We start from the raw sequence: 16,426 nt of genomic DNA on the forward strand, positions 1-16,426 counted from the left end.
CTGGTGATCCCTTCCTTCTCCACACAAAAAACCTTTCAGCCCTTATGCTGAAAGGTTTTTTTGAATGTTCTCTTTAAGAAAGAACTTCTTCCTGCTGAAAAAATTTTTTTAATGCGAGAAAAACGTCTGATTTTTGCTTCAAAATATAATGCTTAAATTTCTCATCCTGAATATGTTTATATGCTGACATTAACGTAGAATGCCGATTATATTGATTCACTTCACCATAACAAAATAAATTGGCTTTTTTCATAATTTCAGAAACGAGCTTCACGCACCGTGCATTATCTGAGGTCAAATTGTCACCATCAGAAAAATGGAAAGGATAAATATTATATCGTGACGGAGGATATCGTTCGTCTATGAGCTCTAGTGCCTTTCGATAGACAGAAGAACAAATGGTTCCCCCGCTCTCTCCCCGAGAAAAGAAGTGCTCCTCGTCTACGACCTTCGCCTCTGTATGGTGGGCAATGAATTCGATCTCGACTGTCTCATACTTTGTCCGCAAGAAACGTGTCATCCAAAAGAAAAAGCTTCTCGCCATATATTTTTCCCAAAGCCCCATACTTCCACTCGTATCCATCATCGCTAGGACAACCGCTTTCGATTCTGGTTTGGTGACTTCATTCCACGTCTTATACTTAATATCCTCTGGATAAATGGGATAAAAGGAAGGGCTTCCTGTCATGGCATTTCGTTTAAATGCTGACAGCATTGTTCGTTTTTTATGGATATTACCGGTTAACCCCGTTTTGCGAATATCATTAAACTCAATTTCCTCGACAACAATATCATCAAGTTCTTTTTGTTTAAGATTTGGTAGCTCCAGCTCACGAAACAGCGCTTCCTCTAAATCCATTAATGAGACTTCTGCTTCGTAATAATCATCACCGGCTTGATCTCCAGCACCTTGCCCTTTTCCCTGCCCTTGCTTACTGTCAGATCCATCCCGAGCGACCACATCGCCAACTTGGCTGTCTCCATCCCCTTGACCTACATGCTTATTCTTATCATAGTTGTACCGAATTTTATATTCATCTAAAGAACGGATCGGAATTTTGACCACATCTTTGCCATTAGACATAATGATGCTTTCCTCTGTGACAAGATCCGGCAAATTGTTTTTAATCGCCTCTTTGACTTTTTTCTGATGACGCTGCTGGTCATCAAAGCCTTTTCGATGGAGGGACCAGTCTTCCTGAGACACAATAAACTGACTTTTTTCTTGCCGGGACATCCATCCCCCTCCTCACCTTTTTGGACAATTCTTGTACCCATCGATTCCATTATCGTATGCTGGTCGTCGTCGAAATGACGACGATTTTTAAAAAAGACATTACCGGTGCTGGTTTGCGCCAATAATGCCTCCTTCATTTATTAACGATTCAGAAGACTGCCTACATATTTTAAGAGTTCATTTGCACTTGTAGAATTATAGCCATGCTCATCAATCAATCGCGCCACTACTTCATTGACCTTTTTCAACTGCTGCTCATCCGGCGTTTTCGTCGATGTCGTAATTTTCACGACATCTTTCAAATCGGCAAAGAGCTTCTTCTGAATAGCTTCTCGTAATCTCTCGTGAGAATTATAATCAAAGCGTTTGCCCTTTCTCGCATAAGCCGAAATCCGAATGAGGATTTCTTCTCTGAATGCCTTTTTGGCGTTTTCAGAAATGCCGATCTGTTCCTCAATTGAACGCATGAGCTTTTCATCAGGATTCATTTCTTCACCTGTTAACGGATCACGCAGTTTGTTTTTATTGCAGTACGCCTCGACATTATCTAAGTAATTATCCATGAGAGTTTTCGCAGACTCCTCATAAGAATACACAAATGCCTTTTGAACTTCCTTCTTCGCCATATCGTCATACTCTTTTCGTGCGACAGAAATAAAATTCAAATAACGTTCCCGATCTTCACTTGAGATCGATGGATGCTGATCCAGTCCTTCTTTTAAGGAACGGAGGACATCCAGTGCATTGATGGATTCCATGTTCTTTCGAATAATGGTGGATGAAATGCGGTTAATGACATATCTCGGGTCAATTCCGCTCATTCCTTCGTCATGAAATTCCTTTTTCATCTCATCAATATCAACAGATTGGAAACCTTCGACACTTTCCCCATCATACAGTCGCATTTTTTTCACCAAATCGATATCAGACCGCTTCGGCTCTTTCAGCCTTGTCAAAATAGAGAACATCGCAGCTACCTTTAGCGTATGCGGTGCAATATGAACATCTGAGACATCACTTTCTGAAATCATCTTATGATAAATACGTTCTTCCTCTGTCACCTTTAAATTATAAGGGATCGGCATCACAATAATTCTTGAGTGTAAAGCCTCGTTCTTTTTATTCGAAATAAATGACCGGTACTCCGTTTCATTCGTATGTGCAACAATCAATTCATCCGCACTAATCAACGCAAAACGCCCTGCCTTAAAATTTCCCTCCTGCGTTAATGAAAGAAGATGCCATAGAAATTTCTCATCACACTTCAACATCTCCTGAAATTCCATCATTCCACGGTTCGCTTTATTGAGCTCTCCATCAAACCGGTACGCACGCGGATCTGACTCTGAACCAAATTCAGCAATCGTTGAAAAATCAATACTTCCTGTTAAGTCGGCAATGTCCTGAGATTTCGGATCAGACGGGCTGAAGGTACCAATGCCGGTCCGTTTGTCCTCTGAGAAAAAAATTCGTTCCACTCTCACATCCTCAATGCGGCCGCCATATTCCTCTTCGAGCCTCATCAAGTTCAAAGGTGATAAATTCCCCTGCACACGTATGCCGTATTCTCTATAGAAATCCTCCCGCAGATTTTGCGGAATAAGATGAAGCGGATCTTCATGCATTGGGCAGCCTTTAATCGCATAGACTGCGCCATGATCTGTTAGTGAATACTCTTCCAGCCCTCTTTTCAGCCTTGTGACAAGCGTCGATTTCCCGCCGCTGACTGGACCCATTAACAATAAAATACGCTTTCTGACATCTAAACGTTTAGCCGCAGGGTGAAAATACTCTTCCACTAGCCTTTCCAATGATTCCTCTAATCCAAAAAGCTCCTGATCAAAAAATTTGTAGGTTCTGACCCCATTCTCCTCTTCAATCCCGCTGTCCTTAATCATATGATAAACGCGAGAATGAGCAGATTGAGCGACAAGTGGATTTTCTTTAATAATATCTAGATATTCGCTGAATGTACCTTCCCATTTCAGTCGCTGCTCTTCTTCTCTGTGCTGTTCAATTTTCTTTAAAATATCCATATGAACCTCCTCTTTCAAGATTGAAGCTAGAAATCAGATACTGTTTTACAATCTATGCGGAGGCGTCCTATTACATGCTTTCGTTCTTCAAAATGACGAATTGGCAAACTGAATTGACAACCATCCGCAAGACCCTTCATAATAAAGGAAAAACAGGAGAAAAATGATCTTCATCTCCTGCTTTTCAAGGCGAACTTCGCAACATATGAAACCGGCAGCAAAGGAACAAAGGGATAAGGGGGAGCTTATATGAGAACGGTCATTATGATGGGCGTCATCATTACGTTTTTAGTATCCATTTTCACAGCTGGCTACGAAGGCAAGCCTGGCAAATGAAAAAAAGGATGTTCCATCAGCGGAACATCCTTTTTCATTTCGTTCATATTTTCAGCACTTACATATTCACTGAAAGCGAGATGGGATCTCGGCTTTTATCATGTTCTTATATCAAATCTCGGTATTGTTGCTGGCGAAGCGCCTCATACACAAGAATCGCTGCCGTATTCGATAGATTCAGTGAACGAACATGCTCTGTCATTGGTAAACGTAGACAGCGATCCATATTCCGTTCAATCAAATCTTTTGGCAATCCACTTGTCTCTCTGCCAAATACGAAGAAGTAGTCTTCATCTAGTTGCGAGTAATCGAACGTTGTATGCGGCTTTTGCCCAAACTTAGTGATATAGAAAAATTGCCCCTTCGGATGAGCCTCAAACAATTCATCTAATGAATCATGATAGACGACATTGGCATATTTCCAATAATCGAGTCCTGCACGCTTCAGCATTTTATCATCTGTCGAAAAACCAAGCGGACGAATCAGATGAAGTGTTGTATTTGTTGCTGCACATGTTCGCGCAATATTTCCAGTATTAGCTGGAATTTCTGGTTGATATAAAACGACATGAAGTCCCAAAAAAGTTCACCTCTAATTTTCTTTTCCGCTCAACATTATACCATTAACTACCCTTTGGAGCATCGTCCAAAATGTGAAAAAACGTATAACGAATACTAGGTGTATAAGCCGTTGAATCTTCATACGACCAGTAACGCATACGGCTGTCATACGTTTGTGCATTCACTAGAGGCATTCCGCCTTTATCATGATCAACGACAATGGTTGTATGATTATACCTACCGTCACCCTCAAAATCGTAGCAAATAACATCACCTATTTGAAGCTCTTGCGGCTCCTTGAGCTTCTTCGCTCTCAACCCCGCTTTGGAATTCGCTAAATAATTTTTCATCGAATGTGCCACCGTCCAGCTGTAGCTCCATGTATGTGGACGAACCCACCAGCCAGATCCACGGTTCGGATATCCTCTCGTTGGCGCATTCCCTGCTTTTAGACATTGTGAAATAAAATTCGTACAGTTATCTTCGAAATTTTTATAGGCTGGATTCCGTTTATTCCAATACGTCTCAGCATATTGAACAGCTGCACGCCGGTCATAGTGAAAAGCTCTTCCAAATTGGTCTTCATTTTGGAAGCGCTCATCCACCTGATCTTCCTTTTGTCGTTCTTCTAACATCATCCGATCTTTCACAAGCATGTCGTTATAAAGAAACGCTTCTCTTTTCTCAACCTGTTCCTCTAAATAAAAAGAATCGTCTATATCCTTACAGACATAAGTGAGGTGAGCGAGATATTGTACTTGCTGAGCTCCATCATCTTGAATAGCTGAATCGAGAAGTTTTGCTTTTGCTTTCGCCTTGACAATCTCAACTTGTCTTCTTGCAAACAGCTCTTTCTTTCGCTCCACAGCATCCACATCAGACATCAGCTGCGGCTGTTTGATCGTACTGCCATTTAATAAATATGCCAGTCTGTCTTCTAACGTTTGTTCTAATAATTGTTTCACACAGACACCACCAAACTTTTTTTAACATCTCTGTTTGGTTCATTCTATGTTCAATGGGAGGTTATTTAGTATTTAAAGGTGTTTGTAACAATTCAATCCCTTTGATGATCTCTTGTTTTGCTTCTTCATCACTTTCCCGTTCAAGGGCTTTTTCGAGTTCTGAAAGCTGCTGACCATCGCCAATTTTACCGATTGCCCAAGCAGCCGTGCCTCGAATGACCGGTCTTGGATCTTTATGCATCAGGTCAACCAAATCTGGCAAAGCAGATGTATCTTTAAAGTGAGCAAGTGCCAAAATGGCATTCCGCTGAATAGGCTTTTTCCCTCGCCATGATCCAGAAACATGACCATACTTCTCTTTAAACTCACGATTGCTGATTGTCAGCAGTGGCTTTAAGAGCGGCTTTGCAATTTCAGGGTCCGGCTCCATTTCAGGATGTAGATGAAAGTCTTTCCCTTTATTAATTGGGCAGACCGTTTGGCACGTATCACATCCATACAACCGATTCCCTATTTTCGAGCGAAATTCGTCAGGTAAAAACCCTTTTGTCTGTGTTAAAAACGAAATACACCTTTGAGAATTGAGCTGGCCTGGATTCACAAGAGCACCCGTTGGGCATGAATCCACACATTTATTACAAGTTCCGCACTGGTCTTCTATTTTCTCATCCGGTTCAAATGGAACATTTGTAATCATCTCAGCCAAATAGACATAAGATCCGAACTCTGGTGTGATAATCATACAGTTCTTTGCGCTAAAGCCAATGCCAGCACGTTCAGCTACAGCACGGTCAGACAATTCACCTGTGTCCACCATTGATTTTGTCCGTATATCTTCGTGTTTACTGCGCAAAAATTCTTCAAGCATGTCGAGCTTTTTTTTCAGCACAACATGATAATCAGTTCCCCATGAAGCCCTGCAAAAAATCCCTCTTCTTGCATCCTTTGTACTTCGGGGAGCATCTTTCATTTTGGAAGGGTATGCGAGCGCAATGGCGACAATTGATTTTGCTTTTGGAAGCAGCAAAGCAGGATTTGTTCGTTTTTCGATATCAGGTTCTTCAAAACCGGACAAATACCCTAACGATTCATGTAAGATGAGGCGGTCCTTTAATGAATCAAATGTATCAGCACTTGCAAATCGAATTTTATCGACACCAATTTCGTTCGCATATTGAATTAATTCTTCTTTTAATTGTCCAACATGAATCACCTTGCAAACCTCCTTTCTTTGTTTCTTCAGTTGTTTTCAGTATAATACGAGTGTATCATGACCGATTGGAGTGAGTCACTGTGAAGATACAACTGGAAATCTCCCAACCTCAAAGCCCGTCTATCCATGTTGGACAGATTGAATATTCACATATTGAGATAGGGAAATCCCCTCAAATGTTAAAAGGCCGACTGCGCCTGTTTCAAGAATCTTTGTTTTTTGAATATGAAGATCAAACTTTGGAAGAAGTACCAGCGATCAAAGAATGGACGAATCTTCTAGAAGGTATCCCCTTTCTTCCGCTTCTTGCTGATATTCAAAAAGAACAATTTATTAACTCGACCAATTCCGTACAGGATTTGTCGATATTTTTCTCACTAAAATATTTCTTGCCTATCCTCACATTAGATGCCGATCAATTGAAAGGGCCTCTTTCATTATCCAAAAATGAAACTGGTCATATTGAATGGCAGGATGGCGCAGAGCTTAAAGGGTTATTTTCTCAAGCAAGTAAAGCTCAAATTTCTCAAGACACAAAAAACATTCTTCAAATCATTCTCTTCCCACCATCTATTTCCCGGGAAAAGAGTGAGGCACTTATACAATCCTTGACGAAGATGTTTATACAAATACATGGTGGAGAAAGCAAATATGAACTCATTGAAAAAGCACTGTAGGTCACAGTGCTTTTTACATTATACTGACATAATAAAAAACGCAACACTTCGTTTATCTATGAAACGAAATACTGCGTTATAAACAAAATTATGTATTGGAGCGGGTGATGAGAATCGAACTCACGACATCAGCTTGGAAGGCTGAGGTTTTACCACTAAACTACACCCGCATCAATCTTTTAAAGACAACGTCATTGCGTTGACTTTTATTATGTTACAACTTTCTTAACAATTCGTCAAGAGAATATGAAGATTTTTCGTCAAAAAATTTCATATTCTCCATATATATTACGATAGTTATTTGTCTAGTTGCAAATACACCAAATAAGCCTGCTTTACATCTTTTAATTCCTCTTTCAGATTCTTTTCAGAACCTGTTAAACCAGAAAACTCATGGTTCATTCCAGTTGTGATGGTAGTAGAAATTAATTTTTTCTCTCCAGGAGACATGTGAAAAAGATCTGAAGCTGATATCGTTGTGTTTCCTCCCACGTCCTGTTTGAAATCCATGCTAGTCGAGAGTTTCGTTAGTTCGCTTTGCTCTTTATCTTTCCATAAGCTATACGTTACTTTTAACAGATCATCTTTTTCATCTTCTAGCTGATAGATAAAATTCACACTGTTATCGACGCCATTTTGATGAAGGTCAATGGTGATTTTTTTTGTATCTTCTTTTAATAATTGTCCATCTTTGTAATGCATACCGATCAAGGATACACTTTTATTACTGCCTTTTAGTCCTTTCACTGTCATCGCTTCAAACGGCTTATCTGATAATGCTTCCAAAAGACTTTTTTCATTTTTTGTTAGTTTCATAGGTTCGACAGTTACTTCATCGTGAGTTGCTGTTTCCTTATTTTTCTCTGTTGCAGGTTTTTCTGAGACCGTTTTCTCTGTCGTTGTTGTTTCTGCAGCCTTCTCGCCGCATCCTGCTAATAGAAAAACAGTAAATAAAAGAATGCTCCATTTCTTAATCATTGATATCCCCTTTTATATATTTATTTTTTATTATACTAAAATTTGGTTTAATATACAAAAAAAGATTAGGAGAATTCTCCTAATCTTTCGCTTTTTTCTGTTTCATGGCTGATAGGAATGCCACAATGAAAAAACTGACAGCAAAAATGACAACCATATAAATAAAAAAGTTTGGTTTGATTTGGAACGTAAATGCAGACGAACCTTCCATCTCAAAAGCAAGACTGTTAAATAATAATTCATTATTTGTTTTTGATTGAAATAAGTGATAGAACAGAACACCAATAGTCAGCATCGGAAAACCTAAGAAACCTAGGAAACTACCAACAATTGCACCTTGTTTCATTGCCTGAACGTTCATGATCGTTGTCCTCCCATTCCACCAAGCAATAACTGCTTCATAATAGACTTACCATCCCCCATAAACGGAAGAAGGTAGAGCAATTGAATAAAATACGTGATTGAAAAAATGAAAAACCCTGTCGAAATTGGATTTTCTTTTAGAAATAAAACAGTCACAATGATTCCGACTGCGCCAATGAGCCCCGGCAAAAGCGGACCAAGCAGTGTAATCCACACCTGTTTTTTCTGAAACGGGTCTAAAACAGGCCTCACAAATTTCACAGACATCATATCGCTTGCAAAAAAGCCTTGAGGACCATCCCGGCCGGCGAACTTCCGATGTGCATACCCATGTGCCGCCTCATGCAAGGCAGTTCCAGTAATTAATCCGAAATAAATAATCGTAAAATAAATCGCAATGGCCGCAATCGATGAATCAGGAATAAATAAAAAGGCGATTCCCGCCATGATCATAAAGAGCACCCAGAAAAAGATGATTTTGCGCGTCACCATCAGCAGAGCCGTACCCAATATGTGAAGAAATGAATGACCCGTGCAGTCAAACCGCTCTTTCATTTTTACTTGATACTGCTTAAAAAATTGACAGAAGGCTGTGACAGTCCGATATGGCGATTGATAATGAATCGACAGCAAGTGATGCTGATTCAGCCCCATCATCAATTGATAAAAATCGCGGGCAATCACAGACTCATCGACTTGAAACAAATCGGCGAGTTCTGCCGTAATACTCGCCTCTGTCCTTTGACCATCCACTTTCGTTAACATATGATATGCACTTTCGTTAATTGGAAGTGAGCTTCCGTACTGCGTATCAGTCAAATGCCTTTTTTGTAAAGTCACATATGGCGCAAGTGCCGGCACCCGCTCAATCTTTAGCTTATTGTTAAGAAGTTGAATCATGTGAATACCTCCATGAAAAACCTTTATATATGGCAAAGATGAGCAGACATTCAAATCCTGCCACAAGCAGCCACTGAAGCATTTGACTCGATTCCCCTAGCACATAGTTTCCAATAAATACAATCGGAATCATGATTAAAATAAGCGCTCCAAACGAGAAAATGCCTGTGTATGGATTATTTCGATCAAGGGGCAATAAAATACCCACCACATAAAAGAGAGCCGTTGCATTACACAAGACAGCAGCGCCAATCAACACGATCCAGATCTGATCGGGGAGCGTCAGTGTTGTGATCATAAATAAAACAATTTGGATCACACCAACGAGCAAAAGTCCGAGGAACTTATAAAGAGCCACTTCCCACGGCCTTAGACCAAACGTTTTATACATCCCAAGCATACGTTTGTCATTGCCAAATGAATTAAAAGCTGTTAACCCAGCTAGCGCACATAAGACAAAAAAAGCTTCTCCTTCAAAGCGGAAGGCAAACTGATAACGGACAAATAAAATGACAATAAGGAGGATGAGAAAGTTTAAAATATTTTCTTCATTTCTCACTTGTGACTTTATTTCCTTTACAATGAGTGACCACTTTTTCGAAGTTGAAAATGGCAGTTTGTGCAGAAAGGTTAAAGCTTTTTTCTCAGCCATAATTGGCATTAAAGCAAGAGAAATAAATGCGCCTCCCGCAGATAATAGGATGAAGAGGATCAAAATCGCATAATTCACCCCGTCAGGAGACATCCCTTGTGCAGCTAAGAAAAACGGTGCTGTAAAATACATCAAATGATAATCAAACTGTACATATGATTGCTGTATTTGATTAATGTCGAAATGTGTCATTCCATAGGCTACAACTAGCGCTAATAAAACAAATATCGCTGCAAATTTTTGCAACGGTAATTTTAATTTTAGTACGAGTAAATAAGTCACGTTGTAAATGAGCTGAAGCAGTGTTAAGACAAAGAGCGATTGCAACAGCACCATCAAAAAGAACGTAAGAATAAAGAAAATACCGATCCCTTGTGCAATAAAATTAGGTAAAAGCAAGATCCCGATGAAAAATAAAACAAGCCCTGTCACGACTGTCACCATCGGAATGAAGTAACCAAGACTTTTTTGAAAGGTAGACAGCGGAAACCAGCTGAGCTGCATAGAAAAACGATCTTGTTCAGGTGTTCTGACTTTGATCAGCACAAATAACAAGCTTGTAAAAATGGATGCATTGATTGCCATCGACACAACCAACAACCCAAGTGAACGTTCATCTCCATTTAAGAAAGCCTTCATAAAGACACCCGTAAAACTGTATCCGATGATGGCTCCCATTGTGACTGCAAACAAAAAGAATAAGACCACAATGATTCGCTTCGTTTGAGTATCAAAGAGCTTATACATCTCCTGCTGCCACATTTTAAGCATCATTTTAGAAATGATTAATGATTTCATCAAAATGTGCACCCCTATCACTTAACATTGAAGCTTTCAGAAACACCTGTTCCAATGTGCTTGATTGATACTTTTCTTTTAAGGCTGAAACCGTCCCTTCATCCATTTTATTTCCTTTAGAAATAATGGCGATCTTGTGGCACAGCTCTTCCGCTGAAAGCATATCATGCGTTGAAAGCAAGATTGCACCATGGTGCTCGGCATAACGTTTCATCAGTTTCTTTGTGTTTATAACCGCTTCAATATCAAGTCCTCTAAAGGGCTCATCCATGATCACTAATTGACTCTCAAGCATAAAGGCAGCAATCAGCTGTGTCTTTTTTTTCATTCCATGGGAATAGGTTTCAATCGGTCTTGATAAAGCTGATTCCATATCAAACAATTCAATTAGTTGATTTCTTCTTTGAATTGTTTTACATTCATACATAGAAGAAACGAAATCTAAATATTCAGCACCAGTCAATGCTTCAGGGAGCAGCAGATCATCTGGAACATAGGCGACTTGTTTTTTAAAGGATGGATCATCATTTGTGACGTCCTTAATATGAATGGTTCCTTCTGTATGCTTAATGATGCCGAGTACACAGTTAATCATCGTTGTTTTACCGGATCCATTTGGTCCAGCCACAGCAACGATTTGATGAGGGGCAATTTTTAAATGAAAATCATTGACAGCAGTCACGTTATTTTTATACGTCTTGGTTAAATTCTCGATCGTAAACATATAACCTCCAAGTGTCTGCATATTCTTTAAAAACAGATCAGGCTAAACCGCCCGCCACAGACGGTTTAGCCCTGGTGTCTTATCTAAGAAGTAAAAAGATGAATCCTAAGTATAGCTACTTACATTCAATTTGGACTTTTAAGCCACTTTCCCACTGAACGGCTCCTGTAAAGCTACCCTTGCCGTTTGCTAAACACCAAACTGCTGCTCCTAGAACAACTGTTGCTCCCAATCCAAGAAGGACAGCAACAAATACTAAGAACCAAGCTTGGTCCATAATAGCAGGTTCCATAGTGGAATAGTCAACTTGCGGCGCTGCATAAGTCATACTTTTCACCTCCCAGCTTATGATGATCGTATCATAGGCGTCACACTCCAAACATCAACAGAAGATCCCATTTTTGACCGAACATATTTTCGTGTAAAATGTGACTTTTTATTCAATTATTCATGTTCAACTGTATAAATTCTCCCTTTTTTACTATTTTTAACTACAACATAAGAACCATCAAACCCATATATTGGCAATAAATCCATCTTTTTTCTGCCTTTTTTCAAATAGTTCATTTTCATCATCTCTTCTATTTAATCTTTCATTTTTTTGAGATAGAAAGAATTCCCCCGATATATCAGATATAAAAGTCCTAATTATATGTCGTTAACACATCAAATACGACATATTAACTGATAATTCCGACAAAAGAGTGAGCATATTTTCCTTCTTCTCTTGTCTCTTAAAATATGTATATACAAGAAAACCTGTTGGGAAAAAAGCCCTTGCCTTCTTCCACAGCACATATCATTTTACTTGCTTCTCTTTCTATAAAAAAAGCAAAGCAGTCCGACAAGTATGACTGCTTTGCTTTCATTTATGAGGAACTTGCAGCAGAGGCTGTATCAGGAAAGTAATTGTTCCCAATAATTTCACCAGCAGGAACGTGTGGTCCTGCATCACCATTTCTTTTAAATGGGAGAAGCGGGAAAACAAGTTCTGCTAAATAATAAGATTCTTCTAAGTGCGGATAACCAGAAAAGATAAATGTATCAATACCTAGAGATTGATATTCTATTATACGTTCTGCTACTGTATGCGGGTCCCCGACGAGCGCTGTCCCTGCCCCACCTCTAACTAAGCCAATGCCTGCCCAAAGATTAGGGCTAATTTCAAGCTTCTCTTTATTCCCTTGATGTAATTCAACCATTCGTTTTTGCCCTACTGAGTCCATCCCTTGTAAAGTCTTTTGCGCCTCATCAATAGTCTCTTGATCTAAATGACGAATCAGATGTTCCGCTGCCTGCCAAGCTTCATCTTCCGTTTCTCTCACGATCACATGAAGTCGAATACCAAACCTCACCGTTCTTCCTTCCTTTTCAGCCTGCTTTTTCACTTGTACGATTTTCTCTTTTACTTGTGCAGGCGGCTCGCCCCAAGTTAAATAAACATCTGTATGTTTTGCAGCGGCTTGAATGCCTGCTTCTGATGATCCTCCAAAAAAAACGGGTGGATGTGGTGTTTGAGCTGGTGGAAATAGCAGACGTCCATTTTGTGCTTGCAGATGCTTCCCTTGAAACTGAACATTCTCTCCTTTCAATAACCGCTTCCAGATGGTCAAAAATTCTTCTGTTGCCTCATAGCGTTCATCATGAGAAATGAATAGCCCGTCTCCTTCAAGTTCTTCTTTACTTCCTCCCGCTACAACATTGATCAGCAGTCTCCCGCCTGAAAGCCGATCAAATGTGGAGGTCATTCTAGCAGCAACAGACGGCTGCATCAACCCTGGCCGAAGAGCCACAAGAAACTTTAAATGGGTTGTTTCTGCAGCTAAAGCGGCCGCTGTCAGCCATGGATCTTCACAAGATCTACCTGTAGGCAGCAAGACCCCTGTGTACCCAAGCTGATCGGCAGCTTGAGCAATTTGTTTAAAATACGGATAGTCTGCCTGTCTTGCCCCTTTCGATGATCCTAAATAACGCCCATCCCCATGCGTTGGAATAAACCATAGAATATTCATCATATCGCCTCCTATTATTTTTCACCTTGATAACTTGTGCGCCATTTGAGTAGTCGCTTTTCTAACAGCCGTACAAATGAATCAGTCATCTTACCAACTACCGCAAAGATGATAATCCCTACAAACACTTTATCCGTTTGCGAGAATTGTCTTGCATCCATAATCATGTAGCCGACTCCACTACTCGACCCCATCAATTCAGCCACCACTAAACCAAGCCAGGCAATGCCTAATGAAAGCCTCACGCCCAGAAGAATATGAGGAAGGGCAGCAGGTAAAATGAGCTTTGTGATATTTTGATACAGATTAAACTCTAAAGCGCGAGCCACATCGAACAGCTTGTTATCTACACTGCGAATTCCTAGAAAGGTATTGATATAGATCGGAAAAAAAGCCCCAAGTGCAATCAATAAAATTTTCGCTGATTCATCAAAACCAAACCAAAGAATAAATAAAGGAGTCACCGCTAAATGAGGAACTGTTCTCAGCATTTGCAAGGTCGGATCTACATACTGCTCGGTTTTCCTAGAAAAACCGACACACAGACCCATCACAAGTCCTAAACCTCCCCCAAGTAAAAACCCGCATATTGCTCTGTAGAGACTGATGTAAAGATGGCCAAACAGCTCACCGGAACGAATCAACTCACGAAAAGATTCCGCAATGACAGTGGGTGCAGGTAGTACAGTAGAAGAAACGATTTGGGAAGCAGCAGCTCCCTGCCAAATCGCAATGAGTAAAGCAGGTAATACAAGTCCTTTTAACATGATGAAGGATGAAGCTTTTCTCCTTTTTTTCTTCATTCGCTCGGTTTTAGTCACAAGGGCTGGGTTAGATGCAGCTTTCATCAACTCTTCTCCTCTTTCAGCATTTTTTCAATAAACGAATTATCTACCACCTGATTGACATCAATCTTCCGCTGAATCGCCTTTGTTTGATATTGAAAATCAGCTGTATGCTGCTGGGCGTTTATGATTTTCTTAGAAATGGGCTCATTGAGCGGCTCTGTATTGTTTAATACTTGTGTCACCACCTTCTGATCTAATTGTTTCAAACGAGCATAAAGTGTAATGGCTTCCTGTTGATGATCTTTCTGCCATTTCACCGCTTTGTCATATACTTTTAAAAATTGCACCACTAGTTCAGGGTGTTCATCGGCAAACTTGGTTCTGACAAGTGTGAATCCAGGTGAATATAAATCGGTCGCTTCTCCATTAACCAGTAGCTTTGCTCCCTTTTCTATCGTTTCAAGTGATAAGAACGGCTCCCAGATCGACCAAGCATCAACTGACCCATTTTCAAACGCAGATATTGCCTCATCCGGCTGAAGCTGAATGATCTGGACATCCTTTGCAGATAAACCTGCCTGATCTAATACTTTGTATAAAAAGTCAAAACCACTGCTTCCTTTGGCAACGGCGATTTTTTTCCCTTTTAAATCTTCTACTTTTTGAATCTCACTGTTCTTATTCACTAAAATCCCATTCGCCTTTAACCCATCCTGAGATAAACCAATTTCCTTAAAATCAATACCTGCTGCCTGACCAGCTATAACAGGTGAATTACCAACCTGTGAAAAATCTAATTGATTGGCGGCGAGCCCTTCGAATTGGGGAGGACCACTTTGGAACTCCACCCACTTGACTTTCATACCTTCTTTTTCAAATGATTGCTCAAACCACCCTTTTTCCTTTGCTAAAAGAAGTGGGCTTAGACTTTGCTGAATCCCAATCCGAACCTCTTTCGGCTTGTCTTCTGATCCATTCGCTGCTTGACCACACCCAGCTAATACAAGGAGGATACCCAGAAAGAGAACGATCCTTTTTTGCCTTTTCATTCGATTTGACCTCCTTAAATTCCTGAGCCATTCGTCAGTAACAGCTCATCTGTTTTCTCAAATTCTGAAAGCACCTTTTGTCTTAAGCTCTGAAAAGCTGTTGACGTTCTATTCCTCGGGAATGGTAAGTTCACGGGAAGGATTTTATGAATTCGGCCGGGTCTTGCTTGTAACAGCACAATTTCATTGGCTAAATAAATGGATTCGTCAATATCATGAGTGACAAGCACCATCGTTGTTCTTTTCTCCTGCCAAATATCCAGCAGCACATCCTGTAAGTGTTTCCGTGTAAATGCATCTAGCGCACCAAAAGGTTCATCAAGCAATAAAATCTCCGGATCACGCAGGAGTGCTCTTGCAATAGCAACACGTTGTGACATCCCGCCTGAAAGCTCATGTGGATAGGCGTGTTCAAAACCTTTTAACCGAACAATTTCAATTAATTCATCCACTTTGCGGCGAACAGCCGCCTGTTTTAAATTGAAATTGGCAGCGATATTTTCTTCGACCGTCAGCCATGGAAACAAGCGATGCTCTTGAAAGATAAAGCCCTGTTTCATTCCTGGTTCTACCACACGCCTTTCTCCTATCACGATCTCCCCATCATAATCTGTATCAAGGCCTCCAATCATCTTCAGCAATGTACTTTTCCCGCAACCGCTCGGACCAATCACCGTCACGAATTCACCAGGAACGATGGTGAACCTTACGTTTTCAAGCACTTGAATGGTTTGTTTGTCTTTCCAAAAAGACTTATCCACAATATCAACGGAAATAGTCAATGCAAGTTCACTCCTCTTGTCATCAGATAGATACACAGAAAGGCCCTTATCCCAAAAATAGAGATAAGAGCCTTCGTGTTGTCCGATCAGCTATTCATATTGAGTTGTTAGCACCATCCTAAATCATATTATTCCTATAAATCAACTATATTTTATAAAATAGTTATTTCGACCTTGTATGCTTTTCATCAATACGATCGTAAATGGCTTCTATTCGTTCTTGATTGCTGTAAATCTCATATTTGTTTCGCTCAATCAAAATGTCTAATGTGATATCCAAATGTTTTCTGTATTTTTTTCGTTTTTTCTTTTTCTCCATCTTCAACTTCCCTCCTGATTAAAATAAAAAAAGGCC

At 40.1% G+C, this 16,426-nt stretch carries 18 protein-coding genes and 1 tRNA gene; 1 reads left to right on the forward strand and 18 read right to left on the reverse strand.

Annotated features, from left to right (window positions below):
- Nucleotides 1-73: 73 nt before the first annotated feature.
- The 5 genes from yhbH to queG form a co-directional block, all read right to left on the reverse strand.
- The gene (gene yhbH / locus LCD34_RS14845; protein WP_007497035.1) at nt 74-1,237 is read right to left on the reverse strand and encodes a sporulation protein YhbH; all 1,164 of its coding nucleotides are present in this window, start codon (nt 1,235-1,237) and stop codon (nt 74-76) included.
- 140 nt (nt 1,238-1,377) lie between these two features.
- Nucleotides 1,378-3,273: a PrkA family serine protein kinase gene (locus LCD34_RS14850; RefSeq protein ID WP_017360374.1), complete on the reverse strand. Its 1,896-nt coding sequence runs from the start codon at nt 3,271-3,273 to the stop codon at nt 1,378-1,380.
- Nucleotides 3,274-3,715: 442 nt separating this feature from the next.
- Nucleotides 3,716-4,189 (reverse strand): tRNA (uridine(34)/cytosine(34)/5-carboxymethylaminomethyluridine(34)-2'-O)-methyltransferase TrmL, encoded by a 474-nt coding sequence (gene trmL, locus LCD34_RS14855; RefSeq protein WP_003211950.1) that lies wholly within the window; start codon nt 4,187-4,189, stop codon nt 3,716-3,718.
- A gap of 43 nt (nt 4,190-4,232) precedes the next feature.
- The gene (locus LCD34_RS14860; RefSeq protein WP_017366902.1) at nt 4,233-5,135 is read right to left on the reverse strand and encodes an amidase domain-containing protein; all 903 of its coding nucleotides are present in this window, start codon (nt 5,133-5,135) and stop codon (nt 4,233-4,235) included.
- A 61-nt stretch (nt 5,136-5,196) separates the two neighbouring features.
- Nucleotides 5,197-6,345 (reverse strand): tRNA epoxyqueuosine(34) reductase QueG, encoded by a 1,149-nt coding sequence (gene queG / locus LCD34_RS14865; RefSeq protein ID WP_026050065.1) that lies wholly within the window; start codon nt 6,343-6,345, stop codon nt 5,197-5,199.
- A gap of 83 nt (nt 6,346-6,428) precedes the next feature.
- Between queG and LCD34_RS14870 the strand changes: the two genes are divergently transcribed.
- Nucleotides 6,429-7,025 carry a hypothetical protein gene (locus LCD34_RS14870; RefSeq protein WP_017366901.1) on the forward strand — a complete coding sequence of 199 codons (597 nt, stop codon included), beginning with the start codon at nt 6,429-6,431 and terminating at the stop codon, nt 7,023-7,025.
- 96 nt (nt 7,026-7,121) lie between these two features.
- On the opposite strand, the gene LCD34_RS14875 is transcribed toward LCD34_RS14870, so the two are convergent.
- The 13 genes from LCD34_RS14875 to LCD34_RS14930 all read right to left on the reverse strand — a co-directional run bounded on the left by LCD34_RS14875 (nt 7,122) and on the right by LCD34_RS14930 (nt 16,390).
- Nucleotides 7,122-7,195: transfer RNA gene (locus LCD34_RS14875), tRNA-Gly, on the reverse strand.
- Between the two features lie 127 nt (nt 7,196-7,322).
- Nucleotides 7,323-8,003, reverse strand: coding sequence for a hypothetical protein (locus tag LCD34_RS14880; protein ID WP_008349087.1), 681 nt, complete (start codon nt 8,001-8,003; stop codon nt 7,323-7,325).
- 79 nt (nt 8,004-8,082) lie between these two features.
- Nucleotides 8,083-8,364 carry a hypothetical protein gene (locus LCD34_RS14885; protein WP_035392600.1) on the reverse strand — a complete coding sequence of 94 codons (282 nt, stop codon included), beginning with the start codon at nt 8,362-8,364 and terminating at the stop codon, nt 8,083-8,085.
- Nucleotides 8,361-9,266 (reverse strand): PqqD family protein, encoded by a 906-nt coding sequence (locus LCD34_RS14890; protein ID WP_035392602.1) that lies wholly within the window; start codon nt 9,264-9,266, stop codon nt 8,361-8,363. The genes LCD34_RS14885 and LCD34_RS14890 overlap by 4 nt, the downstream gene beginning before the upstream one ends.
- On the reverse strand, nt 9,250-10,716 hold the full coding sequence (locus LCD34_RS14895; RefSeq protein ID WP_224559674.1) for a hypothetical protein: 1,467 nt from the start codon (nt 10,714-10,716) through the stop codon (nt 9,250-9,252). Before LCD34_RS14895 ends, LCD34_RS14890 begins: the two co-directional genes overlap by 17 nt.
- A complete protein-coding gene (locus LCD34_RS14900) occupies nt 10,694-11,440 on the reverse strand; it encodes an ABC transporter ATP-binding protein (RefSeq protein WP_008349096.1) in 747 nt (248 codons plus the stop codon). Before LCD34_RS14900 ends, LCD34_RS14895 begins: the two co-directional genes overlap by 23 nt.
- A 115-nt stretch (nt 11,441-11,555) precedes the next feature.
- Nucleotides 11,556-11,768 carry a hypothetical protein gene (locus tag LCD34_RS14905; RefSeq protein ID WP_003211695.1) on the reverse strand — a complete coding sequence of 71 codons (213 nt, stop codon included), beginning with the start codon at nt 11,766-11,768 and terminating at the stop codon, nt 11,556-11,558.
- A 116-nt stretch (nt 11,769-11,884) separates the two neighbouring features.
- A complete protein-coding gene (locus LCD34_RS19595) occupies nt 11,885-12,007 on the reverse strand; it encodes a hypothetical protein (protein ID WP_017366898.1) in 123 nt (40 codons plus the stop codon).
- 302 nt (nt 12,008-12,309) lie between these two features.
- Nucleotides 12,310-13,452 carry an FMNH2-dependent alkanesulfonate monooxygenase gene (gene ssuD / locus LCD34_RS14910; RefSeq protein WP_073415890.1) on the reverse strand — a complete coding sequence of 381 codons (1,143 nt, stop codon included), beginning with the start codon at nt 13,450-13,452 and terminating at the stop codon, nt 12,310-12,312.
- Between the two features lie 14 nt (nt 13,453-13,466).
- Nucleotides 13,467-14,255 carry an ABC transporter permease gene (locus tag LCD34_RS14915; protein WP_224559741.1) on the reverse strand — a complete coding sequence of 263 codons (789 nt, stop codon included), beginning with the start codon at nt 14,253-14,255 and terminating at the stop codon, nt 13,467-13,469.
- A 44-nt stretch (nt 14,256-14,299) separates the two neighbouring features.
- On the reverse strand, nt 14,300-15,289 hold the full coding sequence (locus LCD34_RS14920; protein ID WP_058213952.1) for an aliphatic sulfonate ABC transporter substrate-binding protein: 990 nt from the start codon (nt 15,287-15,289) through the stop codon (nt 14,300-14,302).
- A 14-nt stretch (nt 15,290-15,303) separates the two neighbouring features.
- On the reverse strand, nt 15,304-16,071 hold the full coding sequence (locus LCD34_RS14925; RefSeq protein WP_224559676.1) for an ABC transporter ATP-binding protein: 768 nt from the start codon (nt 16,069-16,071) through the stop codon (nt 15,304-15,306).
- Between the two features lie 163 nt (nt 16,072-16,234).
- Complete coding sequence (locus LCD34_RS14930) at nt 16,235-16,390, reverse strand: FbpB family small basic protein (RefSeq protein WP_019743964.1); 156 nt, start codon at nt 16,388-16,390, stop codon at nt 16,235-16,237.
- Between the last annotated feature and the right edge of the window lie 36 nt (nt 16,391-16,426).

It is taken from the genome of Bacillus sp. RAR_M1_44, assembly GCF_020165935.1.
Lineage (GTDB): Bacteria > Bacillota > Bacilli > Bacillales > Bacillaceae > Bacillus > Bacillus altitudinis.